The sequence below is a fragment of the Methylomonas sp. EFPC1 genome (assembly GCF_016925515.1).
GTDB lineage: Bacteria > Pseudomonadota > Gammaproteobacteria > Methylococcales > Methylomonadaceae > Methylomonas > Methylomonas defluvii.
Window position 1 is genome coordinate 3,740,449 of record NZ_CP070494.1, and the last position, 24,205, is coordinate 3,764,653.

Below are 24,205 nucleotides of genomic sequence, written 5' to 3' on the forward strand. Positions count from 1 at the left end.
CATTTACTGTTTGTCATAAACCTGCCGATAGCGATTCACCATGCTATCGATTGAAAATTCCGCCTGAACCCGCCTCAGCGAAGCTGCGCCCCGTTGCTGCCGTTTGCTATCATCCAGCGCCAAATCACGCATCGCGAATGACAATCCCGCTACATCCTCTTTTTCTACCAGACATCCAGTCTTTCCATCCAACACCAACTCGGGGTTACCGCCTACACGAGTCGCTATAACCGGCAAACCGCTAGCCATCGCTTCCAATATGGTATTGGAAATACCTTCGGCTTTTGACGGCAATACAAAAATATCCAGACTACGCAGGATTTCGGCGATGTCGTTACGTTCGCCGGGCAACCAGGCTTTATCTGTAAGGCTGGCGGCACTCAATAACTCAAGCGCTTCGGCTCGCAAAGGCCCGTCACCAATCAAAAACAATCGGGTTATTTGGGCAAATTCTGGGGATTTTTGACAAGCATCGATAAACCCCCTAACCAGCGTCAATTGATCTTTCACGCCGTGCATGCGCCCGACCGTACCGATCACCAGCTTTTCATGCAAATTCAGTGAGCAACCGTCCGGTATTTGTCTACTTCCGGCACGAGGATAAAACGTTTTGGTATCGACACCGTTACAGATTCGCGTGATTTTATCTGAAGAAATGCCCACTCGATTCAGCAGATAATCCTGTAAATGCTGCGACAAAGGAATGAAGCGATGAATGATTAAACCTAAACCCCGCCTTAGCCATTGATATTTGACATTACTGCCATCCGGATCGAAGACATCCCAGCCATGCTCGCCATGTACGCGATAAGACACACCAGCTAACAACGCGCAAACCTGATATTCGATTGCCGCTAAATTACGGGTATGCACGATAGCGGGCTGCAATTGTTTCAACAAGCGATAGACTGTATAAAACGACGCCCAATCCTGCCCTGGGCGCTTATGCAACTGATGAACAACCACATCTTGCCGCTTGATACGTTGGCTGAATTCGGTACTATCCGCCAAACAGATAATGGCATGCCGGTAACTGTCTTCAGGTAGATTGTTGATGATATTGACCAGACCGTTCTCCAGACCGCCGATACCTAGCCGATAAATGATGTGCACGATTAAGGGCGGTAACGGCTTGGACATTTATGCAGACTCGCCCGCTATCAATCGGCACAAGCGTTGGCCGTTCTGCTCCCAACTGAAATCGCTTTCCACATAGCGGCGATTGATGTTAGCTGATTCGACCGGCTGACTCAAAAACCGTAAAACTTGGCAGGCAAAGTCTTCGGGAGCGTCGGTTATCGCCACCTGCAGATCCGCTCCACCTGGTATACCTTCCATAGCCGCCGTAGTAGCCACTATCGGCTTCGCCATCGCCATCGCTTCCAACACCTTGTTTTGAATCCCTCTGGCAATTCGCAGGGGTGCGACGACAACGTCAGCATAAACTACATAGGGCCTGACATCGTCAACCCGACCGGTCACAATGACGCCTGAGTCTTTATCCGCCAGTTGCGACACTTCTTTGGCAGGCTTGGAACCCACTATGTAAAAATGTATGTCGGGGACGCGGCTTTTAATAATTGGAAAAACCTGCTCGGCAAACCATTTGACCGCATCGACATTGGCCCAATAATCCATCGCTCCCGTGAAAACTATAGCGTGCTGCTTGGCCGGAAAGGGCGTTTGCCAAGACAAATCCGGATCGAAACTATCCGTATCCACACCGTTGTTCACAAAACCAATTTTGCTTGCCCATTCAGGCGCCAAAGCTTTGAACAAACCTGCTTCTTGTTCGGATACGAATATTGTCGCATCAGCCCATGCTGCGATACGTCGCTCATAGGCCAAAAGCTTTTCGGCTTCACGCCGGTAAACCCAATTGGCTGGCCAGCGCTTGCTGAAGGCATATTGCTGCCATTTATCGGAATCGACATCGACAAAATCGGCCACACAATACAAGTGGGTATATTTCTCCACGTATTGCGCCATCGGCGATGAAAAAATCATCGCCCGCTCAATACCCTGTTCGTGAATAGTCTTATCCACCCACTCTTGCAACCCACGGTTTCGATAATACGGCAAACTCAAGGCTTCGCCACTCAACAAGCCCGCCAAGCTTTTAATTTTACCGATCTTGGGATTTAATTCGATACAGCAAGTATCCGCACAGAAAGACTTTAAGGCGTCGATATGCCGCCTGTCATCAGGATCATCGATAAAGGTACCGAGGAATATCCGGTATTCGGCGGCTAACGCCTGCAAAAAATGAAATGAACGAATCTTATCGCCCTTGTTGGGCGGATAAGGAATACGATGGATCAAGTAAAGTAATTTAGGCTTTTCCATTAGCCTAAGTCCTTGGCAAGCCAAGGGCCAATTAGCTGACTAAGCGGCAAAGGCAAACGCTTCCAAGCCGCAATAAACAAGCGGTATTTAGGATTTAGCGGATTGATTTCGGGTATTTGTTTGGCTTTAACCAGATCAACCTCGTAATAGAGCGGTTCCGGTTCAAAACCCCAGTGCTTCTTAAAGCGATAAGAGCCCGTGCCAACTTTACTGCGACCATAATCGAAAATCTTGCAGCCCTTTTCCACCGCACGCCTCATCACTTCCCAATACATGAAATCGTTGCCTTTCAAATCACGGGCTGCATCGGTGCCGCCGCCGTAATACGGCAAAACCTCGTCCTTGAAATAAAAACTCATTACGCTGGCCACTAATTGACCTTCGTGCTCTATCGTGAGCACCTCGCAACTCTCACCAAATACATCTTGCAAAATTTGAAAATATCTTTTCGGAAAAACCGGGGTGCCTAAATTCCGGACACTTTCGGAATAGGCGCGATACAAACGTTCGACATTATCGTCTATGAAACTGGTAAGACCGGCTTTAATGCCGGCCCGCACCATTGCCCGCTGTTTACGCGGAATCGCATTCAGATTTTTTTCGACATCTGGATCGAGTTCTTTTCTAAACGTGACATAGAGTTCTTTGTGCGGCCAATCCGGGTGATGCTGTTGTCGACTTCTCATCTCCAGACTATCCACGCCCAATTCCCTGGCAAGTTGTTGTGCTTTGCTTTGTAAGCCTGCGAAGGCTTCATCATTGCTTGCGACAATTCCACCATAAACACAAAATGCGTTTGAAACCAAAGAATTACCAAACAACAAGCTATTGACATGAGTCAAGGGCAAAATACCGGTAATTTCACCATCTTGCTCTGTGTAGTAATAATAGGTGTTATGTCCGAAAGCCTGCTTTATCACTTGCTGCCAAGCCGATAAATGAAAAAAGCTGCCATCGGCCGAAGCCATGACATAGTGGTCCCAACGCTCTCTTTGGGCAGGTTCAAGTAATTTGATCATGACTGACTAGGATGATTTGTCTGTTTGCTTGGTTAGAAACACATTCCGCATGGTATCCCAAGCAAAATCAGCAAGTAAGCTGTTAAGGCGATTTTCCATTCGACCCAGATTCAGATAATGTCTAAAGCGGGTTTTAAATGACAGGTCATGCTGCCGCGGTTGCTCTGGATCTATTTCCCAAGGGTGAAAATAAAAAATACCTGACTGGTTTTCGCATTTGTTGAGGTGGCGATAAGCCCATTTCGAAAATTGGTACGGATACAATCTAAAAAATCCGCCGCCGCCACAGGGAACATTACGATTCAGAATTTTTAATGTAGTAATCGGAATTTCCAACAGTTTCGGCGCGTTGTCGGGCCGATAGGCGAAGCGAGGAGCTCCAGGCATACCGTATAAATCATGCTTGACCGGATAAATACTGGAACTGTAGTGAAAGCCTTCATCTTCAAGGACTTCTAAGGCCCAAAGATTTTTGGCGCCAATTGAATAACTAGCCGCCCGATAACCCACAATTGGCTTACCACCAATATCCTCAAGAATCTGCCGGCTAATTTTAAGGTCTTGGCGGAATTGCTCCGGTGTTTGTTCGGTTACCCGGGTATGCTGATAACCATGCGACGCGAGTTCATGCCCTTCATCGACAATCCGTTTAACCAACTGCGGGTAACGCTCAGCCACCCAGCCCAAGGTAAAAAACGTTGCTTTTACTTGATGCTGAGCAAACAAATCCAAAATTCTCTGGGTGTTTTGCTCTACCCGGTGAGGTAAAGCATCCCACTGATTACGCTGAATATTCGCCTCAAAAGCCGAGACCTGAAAATAATCCTCGACATCGACCGTCATGGCATTAACCCGCACAGGCAAATTCATATTGCTTTACCCTGCCAACTCATAACGACGCAGAATTTCGTCGACGATGCGATCAGCCGCTTTACCGTCCCAATATTCCGGGACTCGACCACTCTTACCGCCAGTGTGCAAAATATCATCAACACATTGCATGATTTTGGCCGGATCGGTTCCCACAATAGTATTCGTGCCCTCGGTGATCGTAATCGGCCTTTCGGTATTTTCCCGCAAAGTCACACAAGGCACACCCAATGCGGTGGTTTCTTCCTGCAAGCCGCCGGAATCAGTCAAAACCAATTGGGCTGCTTGCATCAAACCAAGCATTTCCAGATATGCCACCGGCGGCAACATAATCACTCGCTGTTGCGGCAATAATTGCAGCAAACCCGCTTCCGCAATTTTTTGCTGTGTGCGTGGGTGAACCGGGAATATCACAGGGAGTTTTTCACTAATATCACCCACTACCCGAACCAAGCGCTCCAGTGTTTCGGGGTCGTCAACATTAGAAGGTCGGTGTAATGTTAATAAGGCGTAAGCTTTTTCCGAAACAACCTGCTTAGAACCGTATCGCTGCAATGTTTCCGCCAAAGAAGAGGCTTGCTGGCAGTTAGCCAAAAGCGTGTCGATCATCACGTTCCCAGTAAAGCATATCCGCAGTTCTGCAATCCCCTCCCTTGTCAAATTATCCGCCGCCGCACGTTCCGTAGTGAATAGCAAGTCAGATAGCTGGTCAGTCAAAATCCGGTTAATCTCTTCCGGCATTTGCCGATCATAACTTCTTAAACCGGCTTCAACATGAATCAGTGGAATGTTCTTTTTCACTGCGACCAACCCACAGGCGATGGTGGAATTGACGTCACCGACAACCAATACCGCAAAAGGCTTAACCTCATCCAAAACCGGCTCAAAGCGCAACATGACATTTGCAGTCTGCACGGCGTGACTGCCAGATCCGACCCCCAAATCTTTGTCCGGCTCCGGAATACCGAGCTGTTGGAAAAAAGTATCTTTCATGGCCTGGTCGTAATGCTGACCGGTATGCACCAAATAAGGAGTGATCAAATGGCTAACAGCTTGCAACTGTCTAATAATGGGCGCCATTTTCATGAAATTAGGTCGCGCGCCAACCACGCAAACCAAGACTTTAGGGAACATTTTTTAATCCAGGGAGGTTGTTGTATCGCTGTATACGGCATCCATATCCAATTGCAGCAGAATAGCTTTTCTAAGCAACGCTTTTTCTTTATTCAGACTGTTTCGAAGATTAGTGACAACGTCTTCTAGCCTGGCAATCCGATGCTCAAGAGATTCTGAGTCAACACCACTGAAACGATGTAAAGGCGGCATGGAATTCTCATACTCCTCGTCAGCGGCTTCGAGTAGCATTTCTTCCTTAACCTCGACAATCACTTTGGTGACCGCCTGCTCATCCAGCAGCTTCAACTCCTCCAAATAACCGAACAATAGCAGACGATCACACAAGGAATTAATGCGCCTAGGAATACCGCCGCTAAACTCATGAATTACCTCGAAAACACTGGGCGTAAACTCGGGAGTTCCCGTCCAGCCGGCAGTTTGCAACCTAAAAAGTATATATTCTTTAGTCTCTTCCAAATCCAACGGATCAAGTTGAAATGTGGATACAATCCGTTGTTTCAGCTGCTCCATATCCGCGGAGTATATAGTACGTTTCAATTCGGTTTGCCCAACCAGAAACACCTGAAAAACGGGATTGCCGTTAACATCCAAATTGGTAAGCATGCGCAACTCTTCCAAGGACTGTTTAGGCAAATTTTGTGCTTCATCTACGATTAACAATAATCGCCTTCCCTCTCTGGCTTTTTCAGCGATAAATTTTTCGAATCCCGATAATAAACTAGCTTTATCCGTTAGGGAAAATGAAAAACCAAATGTCGATGCAGCCATCCGCAAGGTGTCTTCGGGACCCACTTGAGAAGTCATCATCACACCAATTAACAATTTCTCCTTATTCAAATTTTTTATCAAACTCTTTACCAGCATAGTTTTACCTGTTCCTGGTGAGCCAATAACGAGCACAAAGCCTTCACCTTGCGTCAAGCCGTAATGCATATAAGCTAAAGCACGCTTATGCACGGAGCTCTGGAAAAAGAAATCTGGGTCGGCGCTTAACTGAAAAGGCTTTTGGGTGAGATTATAAAATCCGTCGTACATGTAGTTTCTATTTAGAATCGTACGTTAAAATTGGCTGTCGCCCTGTTTTCAACATAACCGTTAAATTGAGACGAATCAGATATTTGATTGATATGTCGAAACTCGAGCCTAGTATCCATTAATAAGGGCCTCCCAAGATTAATCGGAATCCCCCTACTAACCCCCAAAGCAACATCATATCGAGAATTGCTGGTCAACTCTCCGTCGGTGTGCTGCCAAGACGGCCGCAAATAAAGATCCATTCTAGAAGCAAATTGCCATTGCCAACTACCCGTAACACCATATGACATGTCTTCTCCAGAACGAACCTCATATGTTCTACGTTCGTTAAATACCGAAGCGGTATAACTGCTCTTGCCCGTTTGGTACGAGAAAGAAAGATTTCCACGTTTTCTAATAATCACGTCGTTGACCAAATCAAACGGATTGAAAACTAATTGAGTATTGTTAAAATTGGGGCCTCGAATTAAAGATGATCTTCCCGTCACAGGATCAGTAGGGCCCGGCGTGAGAAATCCCTGAGCAATTAAATCTTGAGTATTAACCACCTGAGTCAAACTACCCGATGCATCCCGAAGAAAAAACCCCTGCTCAGCAAACAATTGCTGCTGTGTAGTTGTCTCCTGGGAATAATTGAATGCAATAGTGGCCTGCTTAGCTCGATAATTAAAGTTTGCATCCCAGGAATCGCCAGTGTTTAACCCAACATCTTTATTACGATACGTAATAGTCGAACTGAGATTTTCCGATGGATTAAATTGCAACGTAGCATGCTTGTTATTACCAATACCTACCTCAAGCGAATACCACTTGCTTGGCGTCCATTGACCACCTACAGTATAAAAAAAACCATTACTTATGCTGTTGGCCGAGGTCTGAAAATCGTTATTTTCAAACCCCGCTTGCCCGAAAAGGTTGAATTTGTTATTGATATAATACCGGGCATTACCTTGATATTGTTCAAATCGAACATCTTGCCCGACAACCCTACCCTGTTCTTGCGACGAATAATTTAATCCCCAATTAATTCTATTAAAATAACTGCCGCTGGACAATCTAGCCTGGCGCGTAATAGTATCTGAATCAGACACTAAACTCGACAACTGCGGAGTGACCGCAGATCCATTTAAATTCTCAAAGGAAGACTTACTATAACCGACTTTAGCTAAACCCGTTGCAAACTGGCCAAAACGAGGCGTCCAATAGGGTGAAATACTAAATGTCTTTACTTCAGTCCGCCCTCCGTTCCCAGAAATATTATCAGTCGTAACAAAGGAATTACTAATATTTTGCTGACTAATTGAGCTTGCAGTTTCCAGAAAAAGAGTATTACGAACAGCTTGATACAAAGAATTCATATTAAGCTGATGATTTACATCTATAGCATCTCTACCACCCGCATTATAGAGACCTTGCATACGATAATTTAAATTGAAATTACTCCACGGAGAATTCCCATACAACGAAATTCCAGGACTAATCTCGGTGACAAAACCGCTCTTTTTGTTATTTTCAGAAAGCGCCAAATTATCAGAAAATATTTCACTCGCCGACAAACTCGGACTAAATCTCCAATCTAGCGCCATTGCGACGCTAGAATGTAAAACCATGCCAACACTTAAACCAGAAAGCAAGGTAGCTAGAGATAAACCGGAAAGACGATTACTGTCACAAATGTCCATATTTCCCATAACTATAATTGTGACCGTATATATCTATCTCTTTTCTTGTTTTGTTCAGAAGAGTCATAACAACATCGCAATTACTAAGCTTCGCAACCGACTCATTAACCACGCTCTGAGGGGTTACTTCCGCCGCAATCACGAGCACTACTTGCCCTACAAGTTCCGCAAGTATTTGGGCTTGAGTAGCAACTAACAACGGAGGTGAATCAAAAATCACAATTCGATCTTTGTATCGCCGACTCACTTCTTCCGCGAACAAATACATCCGTTGACTTGATAACAACTCTGTTGAGTATTTATGTCTTTTACCCGCTGTAATTAAACTAAGATTTGGAAGATCTGTTTTTAACAAAATATCTGAAAAAGTTACTTTATCATCTTCTAAATACTCTATTAAGCCTCGAGGGCTATTAATGCCTAATTGTTTTGATATACTTGGCTTTTCCACATCAGCATCTATAAGCAAAACTTTTTTATCTCTTTCGTTAGCAATACTCAAAGCCAAATTAATTGAAACAAATGTCTTACCTTCCCCAGGCAAACTACTGCAAATAAGAATTAAATTAGAACGATTAATTCCATTATTTTCTGCGCCCTGTATATTGTTTACCAAAGGCCTCTTAATAACTCTAAATTCTTCAGCTAGCTGAGATTTTGCGTTATTATTATCTATAAAACCGTTTTCCGCCAAACTAGCCCAATCAACAACAACCTGTTGTTCGGGCGAAAATGCCCCGGAAGATTCTCGCAACCCAGTCGATTCTAAATTGGTTTCACTGAAACCCCTATCAGGTTTAGCTGTGGTAGCCGACTCTTGACTATTATTTTCCACAACTAACCCTTGGCTCCCTGCCTTTTTCAGCGCATTCTCTATAATGCTCATATGTTTACCTGTTTAATACGACTTTACTTGAGTATCTCAAATATCATGATACCGATATAACCACTTAGCAATATTGCAAAAGTCGAAATAAGTAACCAGTCAATATTATTAGTTTGACTTATGCCTTGTGAGGTAAGAGACACACTACCTAAGGATGGTAGGCCGGTCACAATCCTTACTTGTCTCGTTGACATGAACACTGGACGTATAAAATAAACCAAAAACGCGACACCAAATCCTAAAATAACCCCAACCAAAAGCGCGAAAGAATAAAATAATTTTCTATTAGGTGAGCTAGGCTTGTTGGGCTTACTAGGGGGATCAGCAATTTTAAATTTCAAACGAGATGTCTGGTCATCAACGCGTTCGGTAATATGAGCCTGTTCACGCCGATCCAGCAACTCGGCGTACTTGCCGCTTATCGTTTCATAGTCCCGGTTAAGATTTTTCATTTCCGTTTCTATGGTCAATCTTTCATTCAAACCTTCTTCAAGTTTTGCTATCCTGTTTCGAATTGACTCAACCAAAGTTTGACTAGAAGCAACTTCAGCCTGAGCATTGTCAAACCCCATTTTTAACGCCTGAACATAGGGATTCGCCATTTTCTCTGCACCAATACTTTCGGAAAGCCCTGCCTGTATATCTCCATTTGCTTGCGTCTGACTAGTCTTAGTTTGATTTTCTTGAGTTTTCAGCGTGTCAATCAACTTATCGATTTCAATTATTTCCGGATGGCGTTCGGTATATTTAAGCAACAATTCAGTGCGCTTATCTTTCAGAGATTCTATCCTTGCATTATCCGCAGATACTTCCTGAGTGGATGTCGGTAGACCCCAGTCTTCCTCAGACTCTTGGATTTCAGCAACCTGCTCCGCTAAAACATTTCGTCGAGAAATAGCTTGCTCTAGAGCCGTGTTGGCATCTAGATACTGCTCCTTCATTTTCTGCAAACTCTGAAATTGATCTGAGCCGTTAAGTAAATCAATGTTTGCGCGTTTAAATTCTTCTTTCGCTTTTTCAGCATCTTGCAGCCTAATCTCGTATTCTCGTATCTGCTGTTCGATGAAACGCTGCGCATCACTCGCGTCAGCCAATGCTTTGCCCTCTGTTTGTTCAGAAAACACTGTAAGAACAGCCTGGACCACACTCTTCGCAACTTCAGGATCTTGTGAGGTATAAGCAATATCGAATATATCTCCTCTGCCTCCTGCAATCGTTATGTCCTTCTTAAGTTTCTCAATCAATTCCGTAGCAGATCCTGAGCTATCCTGCGATCTACTTAGCTGAGATAGCGAAATAATTTTTTCAAGATTAGGTCTCGTAAACATTAGCTGCTGGATTATTCTGATCAGCGCAGATATATCAGGCTCTATAACCATACCTCTCATGAGAGGCCTAATCACTGTAGCTGAATCAATATGAACTTTGGCTTTCGATTCAAATTTATCAGGCATCATAAAAATGTACGCCCAAGCAGCTGAACAAACAACCAAAGCGAAAACGATGGCGAGGCGCTTGTACTTTAAAGTACCTTTCAAATAAAAATAAACTTCGGAAAGATCTTGCTGCATATTAACTAGCCGTTGTTTTCAATCTAAAATTAATGGACATACTACCTACAGAAAAAGTCTACCGTCTTACAAACACTTAAAAATACGCATCAGGAATAATTAAAATATCCCCAGGCATCATCAAGACATTAGCTGACAAATCTGTATCATCAATAAGGTCGTCAATCCTTACGCCAAACGGCTTCAATTCTCCATTCACATCCCTGATAACACTGGCTCTATTACCATCAGCATATTGGTTCAGACCAATTTGAATAATAACATCCAATAGCGTCATTCCCCTCTCGTATGGAATGGATTTACCCTGGTAACGTCCTACGCCACCACCACCAGTTCCACCACTGGCTCCACCACCGCCACCGCCTATTCTCCCAATGACCCTGATTTGCTGAGTGCTAATCCCTTTGAATCCGCTAACCATAACAACTACCTGTGGACTTTTTATATAAGTCGAAAGCACCTTCTCAATGTCCCGAGCAAGTTCAAATGGCGTTTTACCACTGGCCAACAATTCTTCTACTAGAGGAACAGTTATCTTTCCATCCGGACGCACTGGCGCTGATGTAGATAACTCTGGGTTGCCCCAAACAAAAATATTGACACTATCGCCAGGCCCTATCTGATAAGTATAGTCAGCAGTCTGTTGCATATCCTCAAGTAAAGGCTGGGAACACCCAACAATACTAGAAACAAGGGCAGAAGCTATCAAACAATACAACAACTTTTTTTTAAATATCGGCATAATCATAATCAAAGTAGTTACCCAATTACCTGCTCAATTCTCTATTTCTTCAAGGATCTTTTTTGCGTTATCTTTACCGGAAAAATTTCGCTTCTGTTTTTCAGACAAACTAATAGATTGTTTAAGCTCACTTATCGCAGTCGCTTTATTACCAGCATTCATGTGCGCAACTCCTAAGTGATATCTAAACTCAGGCAGTTTAGGCTCTTTTAGAATCAAGGACTGTAATAACTTAAGCCCCTCCTCATTACTACCAGCTTTAATTAATGCCCAAGCGTATGTGTCTTGAAAATAAGAATTCTCGGAATCTTTAAATACTTTTGCCAACTCCATTCCTTGACTAATCTCATCGTGACTGTTTGACTCTATCAATAACGAGGCCAAATTGTTAATAGCTAAGTTATTATCGGGATTCTTATCGAGTACTGCTTTATACACCCTGATTGCATTTTCCTTTTCGTTTAATTGTTCATACAAAGCAGCTAGAGCCATAGCTAACTGAGGATCATTTGGATTGACTTCCAATCCTCGCAAGTACACATCTTTGGCTGAAGAAATATTTTTATTCATCATTGCCTCAACCCTTGCTAGAGCGAGATAAATCGATGCTGCTTTTGGAGTATGTTTAAGCTGATCCGTCAGCAGCTTTTTGGTTTTTACAAAATCATTATTTGCAATGTATATATCACTCAGTACGCCAACAGTATTTAATTGATCAGGATACTTTACATGGTGCTTTTCCAAATACGCAACAGCATTCTGTCTTTGCCCAAGAGCCTCGTAAGATCTGACTAAATTAATCAAAGAATTTAAATGATTAGGATACTGTTGTATCAACTTGTCATACAAGCTAATTGCCTCAGCATACTTACCTTTACCCTGTAAAACATTGGCTTGAAGATATATAGGCATCACCTTATCTTTAGAAAAAAGTGCTAGCCGTTGAATAGAATCTTGGGCGCCATCCCACTTTTTCTCTAAAATATCCAACTCAGCCTTACTAGTAAGTAATAAAATGTCGTTTTGTTTTAGCGATAACGCCTTTTCAAGATATTGCCTAGCATTTTCATTTTGCCCGGCCTGTACGTAGTTACTATATACACGAGAAAAGGCAGCCAAATTTGCTGGATTAACTTCTAACGCCTGTTTAAAACTTTTCTCAGCCTGTTTCCGATCTTGTTTTATTAAATAAGCATCACCTAACAAAGAATAAACGTCGTCTACATTAGTTTTGTTCCATACAAGTTTATTAAGGAACTCAATAGCTTCATCCGTTTTATTTTGAGCCAGCAAAAAACGACCTTTAAGCAAATTTGCCTGAATCAATTCCGAATTAATACTAAGAATATCTTTTAAAGAGCTTTCTACAGCACTAAACTGCTTTTCCGTTAGCGCAATTTCCGCAAGAATGACTTGGGCTGACAAGCCTGCTTCGTTGTTCTTTTCTAGCTGAACAACTTGTTCTAACCCTTCCTTACCAGTTTCAGCATATCCTGACGCAACCATCCATTTCGAGAGCTCTAACAACACCTTAGGTTGCCCTTGATGGCGGTTAAGCATAGCCTTGTACTCAGGAATCACTCGATCTTTAGCACGAGCATTTAAAAATTCGAACAAAACTATTTCAGGCTCGACTTTATCATTTGATTTTTCGACCATTTCCCTCAATAGTCTCTCCGCCTCCTCAAGCTTATCAGTCATCGAGTAAATGGAAGCCAAGCTCAGCTTAAAGTTACCGGCATCTGGGTATAACTGAATAAGCTCCTGATAACCTTTTATTACGCTATCTATGTTATTCAGCCCTGCATCCAGTTTTATCTTAAATAAGCGCAAAGGAAGGTTTGCGGGCTGTACTCCCAATGCCTTATTTACTGTCCCCAAAGCTTGATCTATTTCATTTTTTTCAGCAAATAGAGCAGCTTGCAATGACAAAGCCTCAACATTATCCGGGCTATCTTTTAAAACAAAATCAACTATTTCTGCTGCTTGATCTTTTTTCAACTGCTTAATATAAACCGATGCCTTGATCATTTTTGCATCAATATTGCTTGAGTCACTTGTCAAAACTGACTCCGCTTGCTCCAATGCTTTCTCCAGATCTCCAAAAACAATATCGAGCTTACCTAGTTTTATTTTTGCGGAAGTCAAACTTGGTTCTAATTCTAAGGCCCTAATCAGGTTTTGCCGCATCGACTTGAAATTATTATTTTTTTCGTCCAATAGGGCCATATACAAATAGGTCTCACCAAACTTATCGCTGCTTTGACTGGCTGTCTTCAACTCAAGCAAGGCCTTATCAAATTCCCCTTTTTCAAAAAGCTCCTTACCTTTTTGTAAATGACTCCGAGCAGATTCCTCCGGCGAGGAACATGCCGCTGTTTGCAATAAAAACGTACATGCAAGAACTACGGAACTGATTATTTTTCTTTTCATCCTATTACCAAAACCCCAATATTTTATTTGACTACTTACTAATCGCCTAGAAATATATAATTACATTCGATCCCGCCATATTAATTAACAATATTTTCTTTTATCCAGGAATATAACTCTAGCAAATCGGGATGCATATTTTCTAAAACAGCCTGAGTAGTAATGAAATAAGGTGCTCGTATACCATGATAGTCAATATCCTTACCAACTCGTTGAAAATCTATACCTGACCGATGCATCAGCCGCGGCAAGAACGGCTCCATCATCGCAAACACATTTGTACGTCCATCAACCTCTGTTAGGACTGTTGCGGCAAAAAAACAAGCAACTGCTATTGACGAAAAAGTCCTCTGCTCTTGAGGCGAAAACTGTAAGCCGTTAATTTCACCGAAGCGGGTTAGAGTCTCGCCGGTACGTCTACGAAACGCCCCATCCACAGCTAATCTTGATATTTCGCATACTGTATTTCTTTGTAGCTTTAAATTATCTATAAGCTTGCTGTCTAAACTAGCTCCACAGTATTTTTCTAACGGCAATGGCTTATTCTGTCGTTCCCCGATAGCAGGAACCATTCTTACACAACCAGCAGGGATACCAGTTTGCAAATGCGTAATCAAACAGTGGCGGGAATATTGATCGTATTCGTCTACTTCAAGGCGATTAGCAAAACGTTCAACAGGTTCATATTTAAACTCTTCACAATAAACACGGTACCTTACTTGAAAAACAAATTCCTTCTGAGCATCGCTTTCAGCGAGCCCCACCTTGAAGTAACGGCTAAAACTTTCTGCCAGTGATAACTTAGGCCCCACATCCATCTTGCCCTCTCATTTTCACGAGCATCATCCAACTACAAATATTTATCGATATCATGCGCTTTAATTCCCCACGCCAGTAAATGCTCTATTCGATCATTTGCCAATCCCAAACGATTGGACATAGCTTGAAACAAGCCTTTCAAAAATAAATAACCCTGCACCGGATGATCGTCCAAATAAACACTCAACATATCACTACGAACTTCAAGTAAACACACATCAGTCAATGAAACAACAGAAGCCGTTCTCTCCCTAGGCTCGTACAAACAGACATCCCCAAATACCGCCCCAGCATCTAAATCACAGAGACCTGGGCTTATTCGCCGATTCCCATCCAGCTCTGCACCGCCCAACACTCTAACAACACCTTCTTCTATGAGAAATAATGTATTTCCTTGCTGGCCTTTTTTCACGATGGTTTCACCCGCATTTAGGCGATATCGTTTCCAGCCGGAACCGTCAGAGAATTGCGCATTGGCTAGTACGTCACTAAATAATTCTTTCATGTCAGCCTGAATCTGCAAAGTAATGATCCTGCCTACTGCTTATAAGGTCGTATAATGATTATACGTATTGAAAAAACACTTAAACATCGACGCTAAATGCAAAGCTACATTTATTACAGCTACTTAAGCGCAGCCATCGCTTATGGTTTTTTACTTTTATACGCTTGCTTTAGGAAAAACTGGCATCTGCCTTTCATAATAGCAGTTTTGTGCTCGTTAGCATGGTGCACAAGCGTGATAATCGCCACAAAAAATAGCCATTTCTTCTTCGCTGACACGCTACCGTACGAAACTCTCCGGAATGCATCTTGGTTTCTTCAACTTGGAACGCTGCTGTCCAAACAAATATACAACGATCACAAGCAAATATTTAAGTCGAACGTTAGCGTAGTCGTTACCCTGATTTTAATGCTGGTTTTAGGTATCGAGATCTTCCCTGGCAGCCTAACCCTAATCCGAGAACATCTAAACGTCGATCCTCGTTTCGCATCGCACGTTGTATCCGCTGTATTTGGCCTCATCCTAGTTGAGCAGCTTTATCGCAGCACCCCCCTGAAGCAAAGGTGGAATCTCAAATTTCTGTGTATAAGCCTTGGCTCGCTATTCGCATTCGATTTGCTCGTTTACAGCAAATCACTGCTATTCAGCAGCCTGGACTTCGAGCTCTGGCAGTCACGAGGTGTAATTAACGCACTCATGACACCACTTTTAGCAGTCACATTGACCCGACTAAAGCTTAACAGCCAAAGTACGGAACTGACAACACCTCGCAAAACTATTTTTTACTCAACGATTCTCCTCGGTTGCGGCATCTATTTAATCCTTATGTCGTTTGCCGGTTTTTATATCAAACGCGCAAATACCGAATGGGGTGAGGCTGCACAAACTCTGTTTATTTTTCTCGCCATTCTCCTGCTGATTATCCCGTTTACATCTGGAAAAATACGAGCGATCTCCAAGGTGTATTTTAGTAAGCACTTTTTCCACTATAGCTACGATTACCGCGAAGAGTGGCTCAAAATCAGCAAATCATTGGCAAAACTTGAGTCGCTTGAGGAACTGAAAGGATTCATCATAACTACGTTGACGGACCTAGTAGAGAGCGCAGGAGGCGGTTTGTGGTTAAAAAACGATCAAGGCCACTTTTTTCTAGCTGCAGAACAAAACCTCAAACTCACTCCGCAAGAAATTGAATATCTCCACAACATAGGCGACCTGCCTCAATATTTAGCGAACAAGCAATGGGTCATCGATTTTTTCGAACTGGCTCATGCTCCGGAAGTATACGACGACATAGATCTATCGCCGTGGTGCTACGAAGATAGCCAAGTATGGCTGATAGTGCCGCTATTTCACCTAAACAAACTTGAAGCTTTTGTCGTGTTAACGCAGGCGCGCGCGCCACGAAAGCTTGACTGGGAAGACCACGATCTTTTAAAAACTGTGGGAATGCAACTTGCCAACGCCCTCGCTCTCAACCGGACAAGTGAAGAACTCGCCAATAATCGTCAATTTGAAACTTATCACCGCCTTTCAGCATATTTGGTACATGACCTCAAAAATCTGGTGGCCCAGATCTCCCTGATCGTAAAAAACGCGGAAAAGCATAAACATAACCCGGACTTCTTCGACGATACCATAGACACACTAAATAATGTGGTCAAAAAAATGCACCATATTGTCGAACAGTTAAAACAAGGCGAGACCAACACAACCACAGCCAATACCTTCATCAATTTGGTGGAATTGGTTAAAAACATCGCGCAACAACATCTCGGCACTCCGCCGTTGCAGATGGACACAACACTCAGCGAGTGCTTCGTGACGGCCGACAAAATCAAACTGACCAATATCTTGACGAATTTAGTTCAAAACGCCCAAGACGCCATAGCGACAAGCGATGGATGGGTTAAGCTTGAATTAACAAAAAACCAAGACTATGCTGTCATCAAAATTATCGATAACGGCATAGGTATGGACCAACAGTTCATTGCAGAACGCCTATTCAAGCCGTTCGATACGACAAAAGGCAACGCCGGAATGGGCATCGGCGCCTACGAAGCCCGAGATTACATTCTAAAGCAGTCCGGAAATATCCGGGTCGATAGCAATCCAGGCCGCGGCACTGCTTTCACCATCCAATTACCATTAGCTCAGCGAGTTTCCGCAAATCAAGGAAATAATGATCACTTCTAAAGTACTGTTAGTTATCGAGGACGACCTAGGCTTACAAAAACAACTGAAATGGGCCTTCGAGCAATACGAAGTAGTAATAGCAAGTAATAGAGACGAAGCAATAGCTGCACTTAGACGATATACGCCAAGCGTCGTTACCTTGGATCTTGGTTTACCGCCCGACCCCACCAACGCCACTGAAGGACTCGCCACTCTCAAGGAAATTCTCGCATTAGCACCGGCCACCAAGATAATCGTGGTAACCGGCAATGATGATCGCGCAAATGCGATTCATGCAGTAGCCTTAGGTGCTTATGACTTTTATCAAAAGCCGGTAGACCCGGACGTCTTGGGCCTGATTATAGAAAGAGCGTTTCAACTCGACGCATTGGAGCGCGACTACCAAATATTGCAGCAACAAAAGCCCCTGACCGGCGTGATCGCCACCAGCCCGCAAATGCAGGCGGTCATGCGGATGATTGAAAAAATTGCACCGACTCAAGCAACCGTTTTACTAATCGGCGAAAGCGGCACCGGTAAAGAGCTATTGGCAAAAGCCTTACATCGCCTGAGCACACGCGCCTCACAACCGTTTGTAGCGGTAAACTGCGCGGCCATACCAGAAACATTGTTAGAGAGTGAATTATTTGGCTACGAGAAAGGTGCATTCACCGGCGCAGTCGCGCAAACCAAAGGCAAAATCGAATATGCGCAGGGCGGCACATTCTTTTTAGACGAAATCGGCGACCTCCCTTTTGCCTTGCAAGCAAAATTGCTGCGATTTATCCAGGAACGGGTCATAGAACGGTTAGGGGGTAGAAAGGAAATTGCCGTGGATGTGCGCATTATATGTGCAACACATCGCCATTTACCCGACCTCATTGCGCAAGGTAATTTCCGGGGCGACTTATATTACAGGCTCAGTGAGATCGTCGTTGACATTCCCCCGCTACGCGAACGCGAAGGCGACATTATTACGATAGCTAATGCTCTGCTACAGCGCTATTGCCGCGAAAACAACTCCAAAGAAAAACATTTTTCCCACGACGCCGCTCGTGCTCTTGAAGCTTATAACTGGCCTGGCAACATTCGGGAGATGGAGAACAAAATCAAACGTGCGGTCATTTTATCCGACAACAATTTCGTCACCGCCGAAGAGCTGGAAATTGGTACCGATAGCGACAAGTCTATGCCGCTGAATCTCAAATCGGTACGAGAAGCGGCAGAAACGATCGCCATCAAACGCGCACTGACCTACGCAGACAATAACATATCCGAAGCAGCTAAATTATTGGGTGTTACCAGGCCAACCTTGTACGGTTTATTTGAAAAATACGGACTGCAAGCTTTGCTGCGTAATCATACTGATGAACACCAGGATTGACATAGAAGGCCTACCAGCGAGAACAGTTGATAATTGCAGGCTAGGGCTTTAGGCGGCGGATTTAAACGGATAAATCAGATTCTCGACACATAAGAAATAACGCCGATTTGCTTTACCTGGCGCCCCCTCATATCGACAGGAACGTCAGTTGCAATATCCGAATATAAGCGAAAATCGTGTCGGTAACCCTCAAACCATAAAGAGTTTTCCAGCACTTGCTTTGTATTCAAATAATACAGCAGACGTGCACTTTGACGACTAGCATCGCCCAGTTGCTGTATATCTAAGCCTTGTTTCTTAATACTGTACGCCAGTGCCGGATTGGCTAGCATATACCAATGTTTAATGCCCTGCTGGACAGAATAAACCGCCGCAGCTCGATACAGCCCCAACATTATGTCTCTATTGATATTGCGGTAATCGTGCAGAAAACTAATTTTGCGATTTTCTTCAGCTACCTCTATAGCCGGGTTTCTGAAGGCAAAGCGCCTTGCTTCCTTAGTAACGCATAGCCTGGAAATTTCAACGGAATTTTTGTATCTGCCGTTTGGTAGCCGTTGATGTGAACTACTGCTTTCTTGAAACGGAAAAACGTGACCTTTGGGCATGACCATCCTCAACCCGCCCAACCATTGCTGCGTATATTTATGCCTTACTAAAAAATGAACTGCGCTTTTATCCCATTCGTCGATTTCTTGCTGCGCCGGAAACCGCTCCATATCGTCGAAGCCCATTTCATCGCAATAAATCCGGTATCTGAGTTGATAATGAATTTTTTTACTTTCCGGCGTATCAGCTAAAAATACCTCGAAACAATGATCGAAAGACTGCTTCTGTCGATTCAAGATACACCCCACCCTATAAACAAATATTCATAACAAGTTCAAATAGCTATAGCCACTTTGTCTCGTTCCTCAGGTAAGGATGGTATAGCAAATCGAGTCAATTTCAAGCTAAATTGTAAAAAAAACCGACACTCGCTGATTAGATTTTTTTAATTTCCCCACTCTGATTAGCGCGCATTCCAACGTAAATCCAGCGTAAACGGATAGTCTTTATTCAGCTCTTCACTCGGTAATTCCAACACGGTTTCGGTCGGCGTATGCCCGTGCTGCCAAAAACGACTAACCCTGCGTCCTTCAGCCTCGTAAGCATTGACTGGCAGCGTGTCGTAGTTGCGGCCGCCGGGGTGAGAGACATGATACGTACAACCGCCGATAGACCGACCGTTCCAGGTATCAACCAAATCGAATACCAGCGGCGCCTGCACGCCGATAGAGGGATGCAAGGCCGACGGCGGGTTCCAAGCCCGATAACGGATACCCGCCACCAGCTCGCCTTGCTTGCCGGTGGCCTTTAATGGCACCCTGCGACCATTGCAGGTTAAGGCATAGCGTTCACCCATCGCCCCACTCAGCGACACCTGCAAGCGTTCCACCGAGGAATCGACATAACGGGCGGTGCCGCTGCTGGTGATTTCTTCGCCTAACACGTGCCACGGCTCAATAGCCTGATACAGATCCAATTGCAGATCGTTAACCCGCAGACTACCGATTCTAGGAAAGCGGAATTCCAAAAACGGCGCGAACCATTCCGTCTTGAATTCATAACCCGCAGCTTGCAGATCGCGCGCCACATCGTAAATATCGCTGGCAATGAAATGCGGCAACATAAACCGGTCATGCAATTGCGTCCCCCAGCGCACCAAAGGCTTCTTGTAGGGCTCGCGCCAAAACCAAGCTACCAGGGTTCGCAGCAACAGCATTTGCATCAAACTCATTCGTCCGTGCGGCGGCATTTCGAACGCACGCAACTCCAGCAGGCCAAGCCGTCCGGCATCGGTACCCGGCGCATACAGTTTGTCGATACAAAACTCGCTGCGATGCGTATTGCCGGTCATATCCACCAACAAATTGCGGAACAGCCTATCGACCAGCCACGGCGCGGCCACTTCGCCCTCCGGCATTTGTTGAAAAGCAATCTCCAGCTCGTACAAACTGTCATTGCGCGCTTCGTCGACGCGCGGCGCCTGACTGGTTGGACCAATAAACAAGCCGGAAAACAAATAGGACAAGGCTGGGTGATGCTGCCAATACGTGACCAAGCTGCGCAACAAATCCGGTCGCCGCAAAATCGGACTATCGGCGGGCGTAATGCCGCCCAAGGTCACATGATTACCGCCACCGGTCCCGGTATGCCGGCCATCCAGCATGAATTTCTCGGTGCCGAGCCGGGTCAACCGGGCCAGCTCGTACAAAGTGGTGGTGTTGTGCACCAGCTCTTTCCAACTGGCGGCAGGATGAATATTCACCTCTATCACGCCAGGATCGGGCGTCACCGGCAAACGGGTCAGACGCAAATCGTGCGGCGGCTGATACCCCTCTATTACCACAGGCATTTTCAAAGCCGCTGCCGTAGCTTCCACCGACGCGATAATGTCCAGGTAGTGTTCCAACTCGGTCGTGGGCGGCACAAATACAAATAAACGGCCTTCACGGGCCTGAACCGACAAAGCCGTATGCGGCACCCATTCCGGATCGTGCGGCCTCTCATCGTCGGCGGCGTCCATTTCGGTCGGATGTAGTCCCTGCTTGGCCATTTGACTGTAACGACGGCTAACTTCCGAATCAATATCGCCCAAGGGTTCCACCGGTTCGTACAGGCTACGTTCATGGGGGTGATCGCGCTTTTCAAACGGCACCCAAGGCAAACTGTTTAAAGGTAAACGCAAACCCATCGCCGAATCGCCCGGCACCAGGAACATCGCCCCACGCCGAAATTCCCAAGCACTGCTGTTCCAAGAGCCGGCCTGATAGCTCCAATGCAGCGGCAACACATAGCCGACCGGCGCGCCGAGATCCGCGCTGAGCAATTTGGCCAAGCGCTGACGCTCTAAGTCGTCTTTCAAATCGACTTGCAAAGGATCCAGGTTTTTCGGTACCAATCCCTCCTGTAACAGGTAGTAAAGAGGATCTTCGAAACCCGGCAGAATGAACTCGCCGGCCACGCCCAGCCGTTTCACCAAATCACGGATAAATGCATCCGCATGCTTGAGATCGAATCCATAATCACGGGTCTCATCCGCCAATAAAGCCGGATTTTTCCAGATCGGTTTGCCGTCCTTGCGCCAGAAGCACGCCAATTGCCAACGCGGCAACGGCTCGCCGGGATACCATTTGCCCTGGCCGAAATACAATAGCCCGCCCGGCGCAAAGCTGTCGCGCAAACGTCTGACCAATTTTCCGGCCAACTTGCGCTTTTCCTCGCCGTCAGCATCGGTATTCCATTCCGGCGCATCCATGTTATCGATGGACACAAAAGTCGGTTCGCCGCCCATGGTTAAGCGCACATCACCCGCTTTCAGCTCGGCATCAACCTTTTCGCCCAGACGCTCAATGTCTGACCATTGCCTATCGGTATAAGGTTTGGTAACCCTGGGATCTTCATGGATGCGGCTGACACGATTGGAAAAATCGAAGGTAGTCTCGGCCTTGCCGATAAAGCCGCCGCTAACCGGCGCCGCGCTGACATAATCGGCGGTACAGGCTAAGGGAATATGGCCCTCTCCGGCAAACAGTCCGGACGTCGGATCCATACCTATCCAGCCGGCGCCGGGAATATATACCTCGGCCCAGGCGTGCAGATCGGTGAAATCGTGATCGGTACCCGACGGCCCGTCCAGCGATTTCACATCCGCCACCAGCTGCACCAAATACCCCGATACAAAGCGGGCGGCCAAACCCATGTGCCGCAATACCTGCACCAGTAACCAACCGGAATCTCGACAGGAACCCAACTTTTTTTCCAGGGTTTCCTCGCAACTTTGCACGCCCGGCTCCATGCGGATTGCATAGTTGACGACCTGATTCACGGCTTGATTGATACTCACCAGAAAATCGACGATGCCTTGCTTATCCCGCTTCAAGCCGGCCAGAAAACCTTTGAGCAAAGGCCCTTGTTCGCGAATTTCCAGGTAGGGCGCCAGCTCCTTGGCCAATTGCTCCGGATAGGAAAACGGATAATGTTCGGCGTACTCTTCCAGAAAAAAATCGAAGGGGTTGATCACCGTCATATCGGCAATCAGATCCACTTCTATCGAAAATTCGGTGGTTTTTTCCGGAAACACCAAGCGCGCCAGATAATTGCCAAACGGGTCCTGCTGCCAGTTAATGAAGTGCTTATCCGGCTTAATGGTCAATGAATAGGCACTGACCGCCGTCCGCGAGTGCGAAGCCGGCCTTAGCCGCAATACGTGCGGACCCAATTGGACCGGATGATCGTAGTGGTAACTGGTTTTGTGATTAATCGCTACTCTGATACTCATGCTGACACCGGACTGGCTGCTTCACTCTCTGCCTGTAACAAACGTAGATTTTCCTCTACCCCAGCGGCATGCGTTAATTCAGCAACATTCTGCTTTGTAAAGAAACCATCAAAATTACCAAAACGCTGCACGTACTCCACAATCAACGACGAATGCTCGGAAGCGCTGGAAAATATTTGCTTCAAGCCTTCTTCGCGTGAACCGATGACATCCAGCAGAAAGTCCTTACCTCTGGCCCGGATAGCCTGCACTACATAATCGATATTGGCCTGGCCGTTGATCTCACCGTCCGCTACTTCCAAAGCCACATGATGCAAGCGCGGTCCATAGTTGCGCACGAAACTCTCGGTCGGTGACGGCAAGCCCACCAGATGATTGACAAAATACGGATGATTGGCAGCGGTAAACACTTTGGCCGGACTAATGCGTTCCTCGGGATAATGAATGCTTTTGGTGACGTTGGTCGAAGAATTCTGATTGGCAATATCGTAGGACCCCCAATAGTAATAACTGGAGAGCGTCAAATATTCCAAAATCGCCACTTCCCGATTCTGGCTGTAAACCCGGGTAGCTAAATGATCGATGGGGCGGATCAGTTTATCCAGCCCTAATTCTTCCTGAATCTCCTTGGCTTGCAGGTAGCCGCGATTCACTTCGTCAAGGATAATGCTATTTCCCAAGGCATATACTCTGATGTCCTCCGGCGGCCTTTCCCAGTAAGCCACGATGTTGTGAGTATACGGCGACGGTTTGACGATGGCCATATTGCCGGGCAATTCCAGTTTGCGAATTTGATCCTGGTTAAAAAAGCGGATTTCCCTGGCTTTTTGCTGCTCGACCACTTCGTGCAAATTGCTGACCCGGAAAATTTCGCCCATATAGCGCGAGTTAGGCTTGTGGGCACCAATCGGATACACCTCGTTCAGACTGCGGAAAATGTCAGCCCGACCGGGTGCACGCACTTCCCGCACCAACAAGTCCGGCGAATTCATATCAATCCGCAGCACGTGAGTCCAATGGCTCTCGGACTGTAAAGTGACCAGATAGTGGTAAGGCGTCATCAAGGCCAATTCGCTGACATAGGCCGCCGAACAGCCTGGCTCCACCGTCAACATTAACGCATCGATTTCGCGGATCATTTCGGTCAGGCCGGTTCGATCCCGGTTTTCCAGCAACTTGACCAGAAACTCGTCAAACCAGGGCGAATTGGCCTTGTCGCCCTGCTTGGGGTGGATCAGTGAATTTATCATCCGTTTTCCTCTAACTCTATTTGTCCG

Annotated in this window: 18 protein-coding genes; 2 read left to right on the top strand and 16 right to left on the bottom strand. The window is 45.5% G+C overall.

The annotated features are described in order from the left end of the window. Positions 1-3 precede the first annotated feature (3 nt). The 13 genes from JWZ98_RS17180 to JWZ98_RS17240 form a co-directional block, all read right to left on the bottom strand. Positions 4-1,140 (bottom strand): TIGR03088 family PEP-CTERM/XrtA system glycosyltransferase, encoded by a 1,137-nt coding sequence (locus tag JWZ98_RS17180; RefSeq protein WP_205451152.1) that lies wholly within the window; start codon positions 1,138-1,140, stop codon positions 4-6. Next, on the bottom strand, positions 1,141-2,346 hold the full coding sequence (locus JWZ98_RS17185) for a TIGR03087 family PEP-CTERM/XrtA system glycosyltransferase (RefSeq protein WP_205451153.1): 1,206 nt from the start codon (positions 2,344-2,346) through the stop codon (positions 1,141-1,143). Continuing rightward, positions 2,346-3,365, bottom strand: a complete 1,020-nt coding sequence (locus JWZ98_RS17190) for a FemAB family XrtA/PEP-CTERM system-associated protein (RefSeq protein ID WP_205451154.1) — start codon at positions 3,363-3,365, stop codon at positions 2,346-2,348. The genes JWZ98_RS17185 and JWZ98_RS17190 overlap by 1 nt, the downstream gene beginning before the upstream one ends. A 6-nt stretch (positions 3,366-3,371) precedes the next feature. Further along, positions 3,372-4,235: an XrtA system polysaccharide deacetylase gene (locus JWZ98_RS17195; RefSeq protein WP_205451155.1), complete on the bottom strand. Its 864-nt coding sequence runs from the start codon at positions 4,233-4,235 to the stop codon at positions 3,372-3,374. Positions 4,236-4,241: 6 nt separating this feature from the next. Beyond that, positions 4,242-5,369, bottom strand: coding sequence for a UDP-N-acetylglucosamine 2-epimerase (non-hydrolyzing) (gene wecB, locus JWZ98_RS17200; RefSeq protein ID WP_171694508.1), 1,128 nt, complete (start codon positions 5,367-5,369; stop codon positions 4,242-4,244). 3 nt (positions 5,370-5,372) lie between these two features. Beyond that, on the bottom strand, positions 5,373-6,407 hold the full coding sequence (locus JWZ98_RS17205; RefSeq protein WP_205451156.1) for an XrtA/PEP-CTERM system-associated ATPase: 1,035 nt from the start codon (positions 6,405-6,407) through the stop codon (positions 5,373-5,375). 11 nt (positions 6,408-6,418) lie between these two features. After that, entirely contained in the window at positions 6,419-8,098 is a 1,680-nt protein-coding gene (locus JWZ98_RS17210) for a TIGR03016 family PEP-CTERM system-associated outer membrane protein (RefSeq protein ID WP_240348058.1), read from the bottom strand. After that, entirely contained in the window at positions 8,076-8,975 is a 900-nt protein-coding gene (locus tag JWZ98_RS17215) for an XrtA-associated tyrosine autokinase (protein ID WP_205451157.1), read from the bottom strand. Before JWZ98_RS17215 ends, JWZ98_RS17210 begins: the two co-directional genes overlap by 23 nt. 23 nt (positions 8,976-8,998) lie before the next feature. Next, entirely contained in the window at positions 8,999-10,546 is a 1,548-nt protein-coding gene (locus tag JWZ98_RS17220; RefSeq protein ID WP_205451158.1) for an XrtA system polysaccharide chain length determinant, read from the bottom strand. A gap of 76 nt (positions 10,547-10,622) precedes the next feature. Continuing rightward, entirely contained in the window at positions 10,623-11,288 is a 666-nt protein-coding gene (locus JWZ98_RS17225; RefSeq protein WP_240348059.1) for a polysaccharide biosynthesis/export family protein, read from the bottom strand. Positions 11,289-11,321: 33 nt separating this feature from the next. Further along, positions 11,322-13,721 (bottom strand): tetratricopeptide repeat protein, encoded by a 2,400-nt coding sequence (locus JWZ98_RS17230; protein ID WP_205451160.1) that lies wholly within the window; start codon positions 13,719-13,721, stop codon positions 11,322-11,324. Positions 13,722-13,801: 80 nt separating this feature from the next. Next, positions 13,802-14,539 (bottom strand): PEP-CTERM/exosortase system-associated acyltransferase, encoded by a 738-nt coding sequence (locus tag JWZ98_RS17235; RefSeq protein ID WP_171694502.1) that lies wholly within the window; start codon positions 14,537-14,539, stop codon positions 13,802-13,804. 32 nt (positions 14,540-14,571) lie between these two features. Next, positions 14,572-15,045, bottom strand: a complete 474-nt coding sequence (locus JWZ98_RS17240; RefSeq protein WP_033155694.1) for a cyclic nucleotide-binding domain-containing protein — start codon at positions 15,043-15,045, stop codon at positions 14,572-14,574. A 96-nt stretch (positions 15,046-15,141) separates the two neighbouring features. Between JWZ98_RS17240 and prsK the strand changes: the two genes are divergently transcribed. Further along, positions 15,142-17,241 carry an XrtA/PEP-CTERM system histidine kinase PrsK gene (gene prsK / locus JWZ98_RS17245; protein WP_205451161.1) on the top strand — a complete coding sequence of 700 codons (2,100 nt, stop codon included), beginning with the start codon at positions 15,142-15,144 and terminating at the stop codon, positions 17,239-17,241. Then, the gene (gene prsR / locus JWZ98_RS17250) at positions 17,228-18,604 is read left to right on the top strand and encodes a PEP-CTERM-box response regulator transcription factor (RefSeq protein ID WP_171694500.1); all 1,377 of its coding nucleotides are present in this window, start codon (positions 17,228-17,230) and stop codon (positions 18,602-18,604) included. Before prsK ends, prsR begins: the two co-directional genes overlap by 14 nt. A 74-nt stretch (positions 18,605-18,678) precedes the next feature. Here the strand turns inward: prsR and JWZ98_RS17255 are convergent, their stop codons facing one another. The 3 genes from JWZ98_RS17255 to JWZ98_RS17265 all read right to left on the bottom strand — a co-directional run bounded on the left by JWZ98_RS17255 (position 18,679) and on the right by JWZ98_RS17265 (position 24,178). Further along, positions 18,679-19,449, bottom strand: coding sequence for a PEP-CTERM/exosortase system-associated acyltransferase (locus JWZ98_RS17255; protein WP_205451162.1), 771 nt, complete (start codon positions 19,447-19,449; stop codon positions 18,679-18,681). Between the two features lie 167 nt (positions 19,450-19,616). After that, the gene (locus tag JWZ98_RS17260) at positions 19,617-22,928 is read right to left on the bottom strand and encodes a transglutaminase family protein (RefSeq protein WP_205451163.1); all 3,312 of its coding nucleotides are present in this window, start codon (positions 22,926-22,928) and stop codon (positions 19,617-19,619) included. Beyond that, entirely contained in the window at positions 22,925-24,178 is a 1,254-nt protein-coding gene (locus JWZ98_RS17265; RefSeq protein WP_033155699.1) for a hypothetical protein, read from the bottom strand. Before JWZ98_RS17265 ends, JWZ98_RS17260 begins: the two co-directional genes overlap by 4 nt. Positions 24,179-24,205 lie beyond the last annotated feature (27 nt).

Excerpts from the sequence above, each read along its gene's own strand:
- JWZ98_RS17210 (WP_240348058.1), bottom strand. The coding sequence starts at position 8,098 with ATGGGAAATATGGACATTTGTGACAGTAATCGTCTTTCCGGTTTATCT.
- JWZ98_RS17230 (WP_205451160.1), bottom strand. The coding sequence starts at position 13,721 with ATGAAAAGAAAAATAATCAGTTCCGTAGTTCTTGCATGTACGTTTTTA.
- prsR (WP_171694500.1), top strand. The coding sequence starts at position 17,228 with ATGATCACTTCTAAAGTACTGTTAGTTATCGAGGACGACCTAGGCTTA.
- JWZ98_RS17265 (WP_033155699.1), bottom strand. The coding sequence starts at position 24,178 with ATGATAAATTCACTGATCCACCCCAAGCAGGGCGACAAGGCCAATTCG.
- JWZ98_RS17185 (WP_205451153.1), bottom strand. The coding sequence starts at position 2,346 with ATGGAAAAGCCTAAATTACTTTACTTGATCCATCGTATTCCTTATCCG.
- JWZ98_RS17260 (WP_205451163.1), bottom strand. The coding sequence starts at position 22,928 with ATGAGTATCAGAGTAGCGATTAATCACAAAACCAGTTACCACTACGAT.
- JWZ98_RS17220 (WP_205451158.1), bottom strand. The coding sequence starts at position 10,546 with ATGCAGCAAGATCTTTCCGAAGTTTATTTTTATTTGAAAGGTACTTTA.
- wecB (WP_171694508.1), bottom strand. The coding sequence starts at position 5,369 with ATGTTCCCTAAAGTCTTGGTTTGCGTGGTTGGCGCGCGACCTAATTTC.
- JWZ98_RS17235 (WP_171694502.1), bottom strand. The coding sequence starts at position 14,539 with ATGGATGTGGGGCCTAAGTTATCACTGGCAGAAAGTTTTAGCCGTTAC.
- JWZ98_RS17205 (WP_205451156.1), bottom strand. The coding sequence starts at position 6,407 with ATGTACGACGGATTTTATAATCTCACCCAAAAGCCTTTTCAGTTAAGC.
- JWZ98_RS17240 (WP_033155694.1), bottom strand. The coding sequence starts at position 15,045 with ATGAAAGAATTATTTAGTGACGTACTAGCCAATGCGCAATTCTCTGAC.
- JWZ98_RS17190 (WP_205451154.1), bottom strand. The coding sequence starts at position 3,365 with ATGATCAAATTACTTGAACCTGCCCAAAGAGAGCGTTGGGACCACTAT.
- JWZ98_RS17195 (WP_205451155.1), bottom strand. The coding sequence starts at position 4,235 with ATGAATTTGCCTGTGCGGGTTAATGCCATGACGGTCGATGTCGAGGAT.
- JWZ98_RS17215 (WP_205451157.1), bottom strand. The coding sequence starts at position 8,975 with ATGAGCATTATAGAGAATGCGCTGAAAAAGGCAGGGAGCCAAGGGTTA.
- prsK (WP_205451161.1), top strand. The coding sequence starts at position 15,142 with ATGCAAAGCTACATTTATTACAGCTACTTAAGCGCAGCCATCGCTTAT.
- JWZ98_RS17180 (WP_205451152.1), bottom strand. The coding sequence starts at position 1,140 with ATGTCCAAGCCGTTACCGCCCTTAATCGTGCACATCATTTATCGGCTA.
- JWZ98_RS17225 (WP_240348059.1), bottom strand. The coding sequence starts at position 11,288 with ATGCCGATATTTAAAAAAAAGTTGTTGTATTGTTTGATAGCTTCTGCC.